The sequence below is a fragment of the Inhella sp. genome (genome assembly GCF_027532025.1).
Lineage (GTDB): Bacteria > Pseudomonadota > Gammaproteobacteria > Burkholderiales > Burkholderiaceae_C > Inhella.
The window spans coordinates 1-8,671 of record NZ_JAPZSY010000040.1 but is presented as its reverse complement, the minus strand read 5'-3'; the positions used below and the strand labels follow the sequence as shown (position 1 = coordinate 8,671).

The following is an 8,671-nucleotide window of genomic DNA, read 5'->3' as shown; positions in this document are numbered from 1 at the left end:
CTGTACATGGCCATCAAGCTCAGCGCTTTGGGGCCGCTTTGGTACGGCTTGGGGCTGGCCACCACCATGCTCTTCTTCGCGTGCATGTATCTCAACCCGAGCCTCATCAACACCCGTGTGCAAACCTCGGCGTCAGCGGGGCAGGACGCCATCTCCGTGTCGGTCCTGACGATGAAGACCTTCGTCCGTTTGGCGCCGGTGGTTTTTGCCGTCCTGACGCTGGCCGGTGCGTTGTCCCTGGGATACGGCGTGGTGCAGTTGGCCAAAGAGGAGTCGGTCGATGTGCTGGTGGGCGGCCTGGCTTCGGCCTCGGGCTTTGGCATCGTCGTGCTGGGCCTGCTGTATCCGCTGTTGGCTTACCTGACCTTCGTGCTGGGCTACTTGCTGCTGGACGTGGCGCGGTCCATCTTGACCCTGCCGACGGCCCTGCGTCAGGGCATGGGCGCGTCAGCGCCCTCGGCAGACCTTCCGACCGCAGCCGAGCCGGTGGCGGCAGACGCTCCTGCTCCGGTGGAGTTCGATCCGGCCCAGGCTCGCACGCTGAAGGTGGTGGGGGCGGTGTTGGCTGGCGTGGTGGTGCTGGCGCTGGTGGGTGTTCAGGGCAAGAAGGTTTACACCGACTTCCAAGAGCGTCGCGCCCTGGCCCGGATGGAGCAAGAGCGCATCGAGGCCGAAAAGAAGGCCGAAGAGGAACGCCAGAAGGCAGAGAAGGCTCAACAGGAGGCAGAAGCAGCGCGAATCGCCATGATCGCTAGCGTGGCAACGGCCCACAAGGGCCGCGACGCCTTGGACTTGGTGGTCGCCCCCGAGATCTCGGAGCTCGTCAAGGCCATGTTGGGTAACCAGCAGGCTGCCTTTGAGCGCTATTTCGCCGCCAGCCAGCCCGTGGACGTGCAGAGCCCCTTTGTCGTCGCCACAGGCTGCATGGCGGATTCCTGTGGCCTGAACGAGGGGATCTTGGTCGTGAACACGCAAACCGGCACCGTGCACGCGGCGGTCTTTTTCCAGGGCCAAGTTCGCTTCCTTGGTGGCGACAGCGCCAGCACCGCACCCACCCCCATTCGGAAGTGGGCGCTCAAGTTCCAGTGAGTCCACAAGGGCGCGCCACGTGGGAGCTCAACAGGGTCGCCGTGGGCGCGAGCCCAGGCCTCATCGAGAGCTTCCCCCTGGCGCTGGTTGGGGGGCAAACCAGACTTGCTCAAGGCCTGAAAGGGTGAGCGTCCATCCAGCATGCGCGCCTTGATGTCCTGTGGCGGCTTGCCTCCACGCCAGAGGGCCTCTCGCGTTTTGAAGCCCAGGCCCCGCGCGTTCCCTGTGGGTCTGAGCAAGGCACTGCGTAGACTCGACGCATCGGGTGGCAGAGGAGGAATCGGCATGTCGACGCGGCACCGCATGCGCGGCCTTTTGGTCACGCTCGTCATCGCCGTCGCGACCTTGGGCAGGGCCCACGCCAGCGAACCCCCGCAGCCGTGTCCGCCCCATCCCGTGCGCATCGGCCTGCCCGACTTTCCGGCGGGTGAGTTTCTCAAGGGCAAGGGCGACCGGTTTGCCGACCCCGACCCCGGTCACCTGGTGCGGGAACTGCGCGAGGTCGAACAACGCATAGGCTGCCGCTTCGAGCTCGTGCGCCGGCCGATGGTCCGGATGATTCGCGACGCTTCGTCGGGCTCGGTCGACCTCGTGACCCCCGCGCCCGAAACCTTGGCGCAGGCCCAGGGCTGGGTGCTGCCCCGCGCAGGCGCTCGCACCAACCTGCAGATGGCGATAGGGCACTCCCCCCTGAGCCTGTTCGTCGTCAGGGCCCGGCAGGAGGAGTTGGGCGCGGCCTGGGTCGCCGAGGGTCAGCCCAAGGGCACCGTGGGCGTGGTGGCCGGCACCGTGCCTGCCGACCACGCCAAGGCAAAGGGCTGGCCCACGCAAACGATCCAGGACTTCGACAAGGGCTTGACCATGCTGATGCTCCAGCGGGTGGACCATGTCTTTGTGCCCGCGATCTCCTTGCAGGACAACGACCGCATCCGCCAGGGCGAGGTGGTGGCGCTGGAGCCGCCCGTGATGTCGGTGGCCTACTTCCATGCCGCCTTGCCACCCTTCGCGCAGCGGCACCCCGACTTCCTTCGTGCCTTTTGGCGGGCGGCCTGCCAGGCGTCGCTGCCCCGCCGTATCGACAAGCCGACTTGCAAGCCCTGATGGGCCGACCACCCAGGGCTCAGACCGCCGGCGTGTGCACCGGCCGGGCCCTCAGCGCCCCCACCACGCCCGCCACCAGCAGGCCGATGCCCAGCAGCGCCAAGCCCGTGGGCGCCGTGCCGCGCAGGGCATAGCCGTAGGCCAACGCGGCCAAGGTCTCGAACACGATGAGCTGCCCGACCAGGGTGGTGGGCAGGCGTTGGCTGGCCTCGTTCCAGCACAGGGTGCCAGCCCAGCTGGCCAGCAGGCCCACGACCAGCATCAGCCCCGCGAAGGCCAGGGGCTCGGGGCCCAGCGGCAAGGGGAAGTCGCTGGGCAGCGTGGACATGCCGGGCGGCTGCAGGGCTTGCAGTGCCACCAGCGCCAGCAGGCCCAGCACGGCCATGGGCAGGCTCACCAGGCCCTGCGCCGTGGCCCAGGCGCGGGGGCTGCGGTCGGGGTGGGCGCGCAGCCAGTCGGCGTTGCGGATGGGGTACCACGTCCAGGCCGCCAGGGCCACGAGGGCGATGGCCGCGCCTTGCAGGTAAGCCCCCGCCTGGCCCGCTTCCAGCGCCGCGAATTCGCTCTGGTTCACGCAGGCGATCCCCAAGGCGATCACCGCCAGCGACGGCGCCAGCCGCCCCCAGGGCCAGTGCCCGTCGCGGCTGGCGTTGAGCCGGTTGCTGACCAAGGCGATGACCACCGGCAGCGTGCCGATGATGACGCTCACCAGTGGAGTGCCCGCACGCTGGATGGCTGCGGCCAAACACAGGTAATAGACGAAGTTGCCGATGGCGCTGAGCCGCACTGCCGCCCACCAGTCGGCCGCCCGCAAAGCGTGCAGCTCCCGCCAGTCCAACGCGGCCAAAGGCAGGCAAATCAAGCCGAAGGCCAGGTAGCGCCCCACCGCCAGCAGGGCCGGCGGGTACTGCGGCAGCATCAGCGGCGCCACGAACACCAGGCCCCACATCAGGCCGGCCGCCAGCGCGAAGGCCGTTCCGGTCCACAGGGCGCGAGCTGCTGTCATGCCGGAGGCATGCCCCGGCGCTGCTGGCGCCAAGCGCGCAGCAGTGCTCGCGCCTCGTCGTCGGGCACCGGGTGCAGCTTGCGGTACTCGCGGCAGTCGGGGGTGCGCGTCATCAGCCGGTGGTTGACGAGTTCGCGCCGCAGGGTGGCCGGGTCGCCGAAGAGGTGCAGGGCGTTGAGGCGCTCGTTCACGTCGCGCTCGGTGTAGATGCGCTTGGCGTCGAAGTGCTGCCACAGCAACCACAGGGCCAGGCGCTGCACGCTGAACTTGGCCGGCCAGCGCAGCAAGCGACCACGGCTGTCGAACTGCTGCAGCGCCTTGCGCGCGGCTTCGCTCAGCGGCCAGGGCAAGGGGGCGTCCTCGGCGGCCAAAGGCGCGTCGCGCACCGGAGCCAGCGCCGCCTGCCAAGCCTGCAGGTTGCGGTAGCCCTGCGCGCGGGCCATCAGGTTGAGCAATTCCACGTGCCCAGGCGGTTCGACCCGCTCGCGCAAGGATTGGCCGAGCGCTCGCGCAAAGCGCGACGCATCGACCACGACAAAAGACATCGGAACTCGGGACATGCCGAACCTCCAAAGCGCGCGCTCGATCCCGGCGCGCGAGGCGCGGGCACTGGGGGTTGCCGTCTTCCAGACTGGCGCACGCGAGGCGTGGCAAGTGAGGGCGAATGCGGGCAGGTTGAGCTCGCGGCGGGGGCCGCGCGGCAACGCCTGGGTGAACTGCCGACCGGGCTGCGATGGTAAGCCCGGCCGGCGTGGGGCCCCAGCGCCTCAGTGCATCTGCACCGGGGTTTGGCTCAGGTTGGCATAGCGCTCGATGAAGTCGTCGTAGTCCTCTTCGCTCGAATCGCCCTCGCTCAGCGCTTCAACGCCTTCCTGGAACTGCTGGGCCAAGGCGCCTTCGATGAAGATTTCTTTGCGGGCGAACTTGTCGACGATTTCGTAACCACCGCGGGAGAGGTGGGGCATCGTGTCGTCCTGCGCCGTGTCGGTGACCGGCACGTCGAAGCGAACCACGATGTAGCTGTCGGACTGGTAGAGCAGGTGCATGGCTTTCTCCTGACCGTTGACGTGGTGCGCGAATCGCCGTCTTCAAGAGCCGGCGTGCATCCATCTTGGCACGGCGCCCGAAACACAGGGGGTTTCCCCTGGCTTATCGGCCCATCGTCATGGGGGATTGATCACACCTTCGGGCGATTTGCCGTCCGCGCCGGCAGGATTCCACAGCAGCTCCCAGCGCTCCTCGCCCTGGAGCCGGTGAACAGTACGCAGCACGCGATGACCGTCGGCAGGATCGAGCCAAAGCGCAATCTCCACCTGGGCCTCGCCCTGGGGCAAGCGCCGCCAATGCTGGGCCGCGCGCTGCTGGCCCCCGGGCAGGTCGATCGTGTCGTCACTCAGGCGTTCGAACACCCAGTCTTGGGCTTGCCCACGCCAGTCGCGCACCCGCAGCACGATCGACCGCGACTGCGGCCGGCTTTGCAGCAGCGCGGGCAACTGCAGCATCCAACTCAAGCGGTCTTGGGCCTCCTCGGCGCTCGCGTCGTCATGAATGCGCCGCCAGCTGCGCGGGCCGCGCTGAGCCGCGAAGCGCTCGCTGACCAGGCCCTGTGCGGTCCATCGGCCTTCGCTCAACCACTGGGGCAAAAGGCGCTCGGGGGTGCGGCGTTCCAGGGCCAGCCGGTAGTGGGACTCGCTGCGCGACCAATCCAACCAAGCGTCGCCCTCTTGGCCTTGCCACAGCAGCCGGTAGGACCAGCGTCCGTTGGTCGGCAACGTCAAGGCAGGCGCTGCCTCGCTGGAGGGGCTGGCCACCGGCTGGCTCGGGGTGGCGGTCTCTCGGGGGCGGGGCGCTGGCGCGCTGGGCGTCGGGGCGGCGGCAGCGTGTGGCGTTGCGGCGCCGGGTGACGGCACGGCGACCGCTTGCGGCGCCGGGGCCACCACGGCACGCCACTGCAAGGTCACCGCGCTGGCGCTGGGCGCCGACACCGGACGCCACGGCGACTCCACCGCGGGCGTCAACAGCCAGGCGTGCCCCGCGGCCGCCATCAGCAGCCATGGGGCCAGCCGCTGGCCCCGCAGGGCAGCGTGAAGCCAAGCCAAGTTTTGCACCGGCGCATTGTCGAGTCGGCCCTGGCCCCGCCCGTAGACAATCGCGCCCATGGCCCAAGACCTCACCCCCCAAGAGTTCGACGAACTCGATGACCTCCTCGCCCACACGCCGGGCGACCTCGAAGCAATGGACGTCGCCATGCTCGACGGCTACCTGTGCGGCGTGCTGGTCCAGCCCGACTTGATCTCCATGGCCGACTGGCTGCCGCCCGTGCTGGACGCCGAGTGCCGGCCCTTGCCGCCCGATGCCGACCAGGCCTGGTTGGCCCGGGTGCAGGCCCTGATCGAACGCCGGCACGCCGCGCTGCGCGAAGCCATCGCCGACGAAGGCTGGTTCGACCCCCTGGTGCTGCAGTTGGACGAAACGACCGAGCCCGACCCCGACGAAGACCCAGCCTTTGCCGCGCTGCCGGCCGTCAGCAAGCCGCTGGTGCCCTTTGCCGGCGGTTTTGTCACCGCCCTCAACGCCTTCCCCAACGGGCTGCTGAGCCTCACCCACGAGGACATCCCGCAGGCGCTGGACCGCATCTGTCGCCACTTGCCCTCCACCACCGACGAAGAGCGCGCGGCCACGGCCGCGCTGGATGCCGAAGAACCGCTGCGCACGTTGGACGAAGCCGTGGAAGACTTGGTGCTCGCGGTCGTCGACCTGGATGCGATCACCAGCGCCGACCGCTACCACGTCGAGCAGCGCGTCCGCGACGCGCCCAAGGTGGGGCGCAACGACCCCTGCCCCTGCGGCAGCGGCAAGAAGTACAAGGCCTGCCACGGCGCCACCTGATCGCGCCCAAGCCTTGAAGCTGCAGTTGCTGAGCGACCTGCACCTGGAGCGCCACCCGCACTTCCAGCCGCAGGTCGCCGCCGACACCCTGGTGCTGGCTGGGGACGTGGGCTCTTACCAGGCCGGCTCCTTGCTCGGCCCTTGGCATGCCGACGCCGATTGGGGCTTGGGCCGCTTTGCCCAAGGTTGGCAGCGCGTGCTGTACGTGCCCGGCAACCATGAATACGACGGCCTGCCCTGGCCTGAAGCGCGAGACCGCCTGCGCGAGCGCGCCGAAGCGCTGAGCCTGACCTGGCTCGATCGCGAAGTGCGGGTCATCGACGGCGTGCGTTTCGTGGGCTGCACCCTGTGGGCCGACTTCGATCTGCTGGTCGACCCGGCCGCGCCGATGGCGGCGCAGCTCAAGGCCCGCGACAAGGCCTACCGCGCCGCCAACTTCTACCTGCGCAAGTACAGCGCGCTGGAAGGCGGCGCACCCATGCTGGCCGAGCGCCTGCGTGAGCTGGCCCTGGACGACCAAGCTTGGCTGCGCGCCGCGCTGGCCGCACCTTTTGCGGGTGCCACCGTGGTCGTCACCCACTTCGCGCCCAGCCTCCGCAGCGCCGACCCCCGTTATGGCGCCACGCCCGGCACGGCGGGCTTTTGCAGCGCACTGGACGACCTGCTGCCTCTGGCCGATTTGTGGCTGCACGGCCACTTGCATTGCCCCCACGACTACCGCGTGGGCCGCTGCCGCGTGGTGGCCAACCCGCTGGGCTATGCGCACAAGGGCGAGCAAGCCGGTTTTCGGCCGGCCAGCGTCGTGTCGGTGGAGCACGCCGCGTTCACCTCTTGATCGCCGGCAAGAAAAGGGCTTGCAGCGGCGGGCACACTGAGGCTTTTCCCAGGAGGACCTTCATGAAGATTCTTGTCGCCGTTGATGGCAGCGCCAGCACCAAACGCGCCTTGGCCTACCTGGCCGCCCACGACGAATGGCTGGGTACTCACCAACGCTACAGCCTGCTGCACGTCGTGCCGGCGGTGCCCCCGCGGGCGGCCGCCGTGATCGAAAAGGCCACCCTGGCTGGTTATTACGCAGACGAGTCGGAAAAGGTGTTCAAGCCGCTGCGGACGTTTTTCGTCAAGCAGGGCCTGGATGCCGAGTACATCAGCAAAGTCGGCCACGCGGCCGACGTCATCACCGCCGTGGCAACCAAGCTGAAGCCCGACTTGCTCATGATGGGCACCCATGGCCACGGCGCGCTGGGCAATCTGGTGCTTGGCTCGGTCAGCACCAAGGTGCTGGCCAAGAGCACCCTGCCGGTGCTGCTGATTCGCTGACGGGGTTGGCGGCCTTGCTGCCGCCCCAGCCTCAGAGGCGCCAGTAAGGCTGCGGCTGCACGCGGGCCGCGCCTGGATGCTTGGGCGTCAGCGATTCTTCTTCGGCCGGCCTTGCTGGACCAGCGTCAACCGACCCAACGCGGCCAGCAGGGCCGGATCGTCCAGGGCCGCGAGCGCGTGCAGGCCGGCCCGCAGCAGCTCGCTCTTCTTGGTTTCGCGCTGCGCTGCTGCCAATGCGCGCACCTTGAGCACGGCGATGAGGGCGAAGTCTTCGGCCGGCATGGTGAACCCGTCCCGCACGAGCTTTTGGCGAACCGGCTTCGGCGGTTTCTCGGGCTTGGTCGCCTTCTTCACCGGTGCGGCTGCCTGGGCTGGGGTCGGAGCCGAGGCACGGGTGGCAGGTTTCGCCGCGGCCTTGGGGTCTTTGACGGCCCCCGTGTTCGGGGCCTTGCCCGCGGCCCGAGCGGTGGCGCGGTGGCGTTTCGAGGCAGCCCCGGTGGCGGCGACTTTGGTTTTGGCGGGGGTTGGCTGAGCCATCGGGGTTCCTTTTAGAAAGTGTTTAAACGATTTAAACACTTTATCCGAAGCATCGCCAAGCACCCTGAAAAACACAACGCCGGGCAAGCCCGGCGTCGAGGGTGAGGGAGAGACGCGCTCAGTTGCTGCGGCGACGCTCACGCATCCAAGCCATGGGGTTGTCCAGGGGCGGGTGGGGGCGCTGGCTTTCGAGCGAGTACGCGGGCGGCGCCGCCGCCAGATCGGGCTCGAGGCAGGCCTCCATGCCGAACGCGGTGCCCATGTCGGCGGGGTCTTGCGGGCGACGCACGGGAGCGGCTGGGCGGCGCAGGAATCGCAGGGCAGGAGCGAAACGCATAGGAACCTCTGAAGCGTGGCGCGGACGGGGGTGGAGTGTGACCATGGGCCGTGACGGCGTGGTGACAACGAGTGTGGGCCCAGTGCTGCCGCCGCCAAACCCCCAAATGGCGGAGCTTGGCCCCGTTGTTGGCAAAAAGGTCACGCGCCGGCCCTCCTTGTTCTCGGGGGGGTGTGCGTTCCCTGGCCCATGACCCCCTCGGCAAAGGCCTTTGGGCTAACGTGCCGACCCATGCCCGCCACCCGCGGGTCTTGCAGTCCCCCGTTCAAGGAGATCCCATGAAAGTGGTGGTTCTGGGTGCCGGCATCGTCGGCGTCAGCACAGCCTGGTATTTGCTGGAGGCCGGCCACGACGTCGTCCTCGTCGACCGTCAACCCGACGCCGCGTTGGAA

At 68.7% G+C, this 8,671-nt stretch carries 11 protein-coding genes and 1 pseudogene; 6 read left to right on the top strand and 6 right to left on the bottom strand.

The window, feature by feature from the left end:
• Positions 1 to 1,089, top strand: a pseudogene (locus O9335_RS07275) (hypothetical protein); the annotation flags it as partial.
• 285 nt (positions 1,090 to 1,374) lie between these two features.
• Complete coding sequence (locus O9335_RS07270) at positions 1,375 to 2,190, top strand: hypothetical protein (protein WP_298385781.1); 816 nt, start codon at positions 1,375 to 1,377, stop codon at positions 2,188 to 2,190.
• A gap of 19 nt (positions 2,191 to 2,209) precedes the next feature.
• On the opposite strand, the gene O9335_RS07265 is transcribed toward O9335_RS07270, so the two are convergent.
• The 4 genes from O9335_RS07265 to O9335_RS07250 form a co-directional block, all read right to left on the bottom strand.
• The gene (locus O9335_RS07265) at positions 2,210 to 3,178 is read right to left on the bottom strand and encodes a DMT family transporter (protein WP_298385787.1); all 969 of its coding nucleotides are present in this window, start codon (positions 3,176 to 3,178) and stop codon (positions 2,210 to 2,212) included.
• A 14-nt stretch (positions 3,179 to 3,192) separates the two neighbouring features.
• Positions 3,193 to 3,756, bottom strand: a complete 564-nt coding sequence (locus O9335_RS07260; RefSeq protein ID WP_298385778.1) for a DUF2087 domain-containing protein — start codon at positions 3,754 to 3,756, stop codon at positions 3,193 to 3,195.
• Positions 3,757 to 3,963: 207 nt separating this feature from the next.
• Positions 3,964 to 4,242: a DUF3567 domain-containing protein gene (locus tag O9335_RS07255; protein ID WP_298385775.1), complete on the bottom strand. Its 279-nt coding sequence runs from the start codon at positions 4,240 to 4,242 to the stop codon at positions 3,964 to 3,966.
• Between the two features lie 117 nt (positions 4,243 to 4,359).
• Positions 4,360 to 5,304 (bottom strand): hypothetical protein, encoded by a 945-nt coding sequence (locus tag O9335_RS07250; RefSeq protein ID WP_298385771.1) that lies wholly within the window; start codon positions 5,302 to 5,304, stop codon positions 4,360 to 4,362.
• 49 nt (positions 5,305 to 5,353) lie between these two features.
• Between O9335_RS07250 and O9335_RS07245 the strand changes: the two genes are divergently transcribed.
• The 3 genes from O9335_RS07245 (at position 5,354) to O9335_RS07235 (ending at position 7,405) form a co-directional block, all read left to right on the top strand.
• The gene (locus O9335_RS07245) at positions 5,354 to 6,085 is read left to right on the top strand and encodes a UPF0149 family protein (protein ID WP_298385769.1); all 732 of its coding nucleotides are present in this window, start codon (positions 5,354 to 5,356) and stop codon (positions 6,083 to 6,085) included.
• A gap of 13 nt (positions 6,086 to 6,098) precedes the next feature.
• Entirely contained in the window at positions 6,099 to 6,920 is an 822-nt protein-coding gene (locus O9335_RS07240; protein WP_298385766.1) for a metallophosphoesterase, read from the top strand.
• A gap of 62 nt (positions 6,921 to 6,982) precedes the next feature.
• Entirely contained in the window at positions 6,983 to 7,405 is a 423-nt protein-coding gene (locus O9335_RS07235; RefSeq protein ID WP_298385763.1) for a universal stress protein, read from the top strand.
• A gap of 87 nt (positions 7,406 to 7,492) precedes the next feature.
• On the opposite strand, the gene O9335_RS07230 is transcribed toward O9335_RS07235, so the two are convergent.
• Positions 7,493 to 8,083 (bottom strand): hypothetical protein, encoded by a 591-nt coding sequence (locus O9335_RS07230; RefSeq protein ID WP_298385760.1) that lies wholly within the window; start codon positions 8,081 to 8,083, stop codon positions 7,493 to 7,495.
• Positions 8,061 to 8,279 carry a hypothetical protein gene (locus O9335_RS07225; RefSeq protein WP_298385757.1) on the bottom strand — a complete coding sequence of 73 codons (219 nt, stop codon included), beginning with the start codon at positions 8,277 to 8,279 and terminating at the stop codon, positions 8,061 to 8,063. The genes O9335_RS07230 and O9335_RS07225 overlap by 23 nt, the downstream gene beginning before the upstream one ends.
• 251 nt (positions 8,280 to 8,530) lie before the next feature.
• On the opposite strand from O9335_RS07225, the gene O9335_RS07220 reads away from it, so the two are divergent.
• Positions 8,531 to 8,671, top strand: a 141-nt coding sequence (locus tag O9335_RS07220; protein WP_298385784.1) for an FAD-dependent oxidoreductase, incomplete at its 3' end; no start/stop codon positions are given.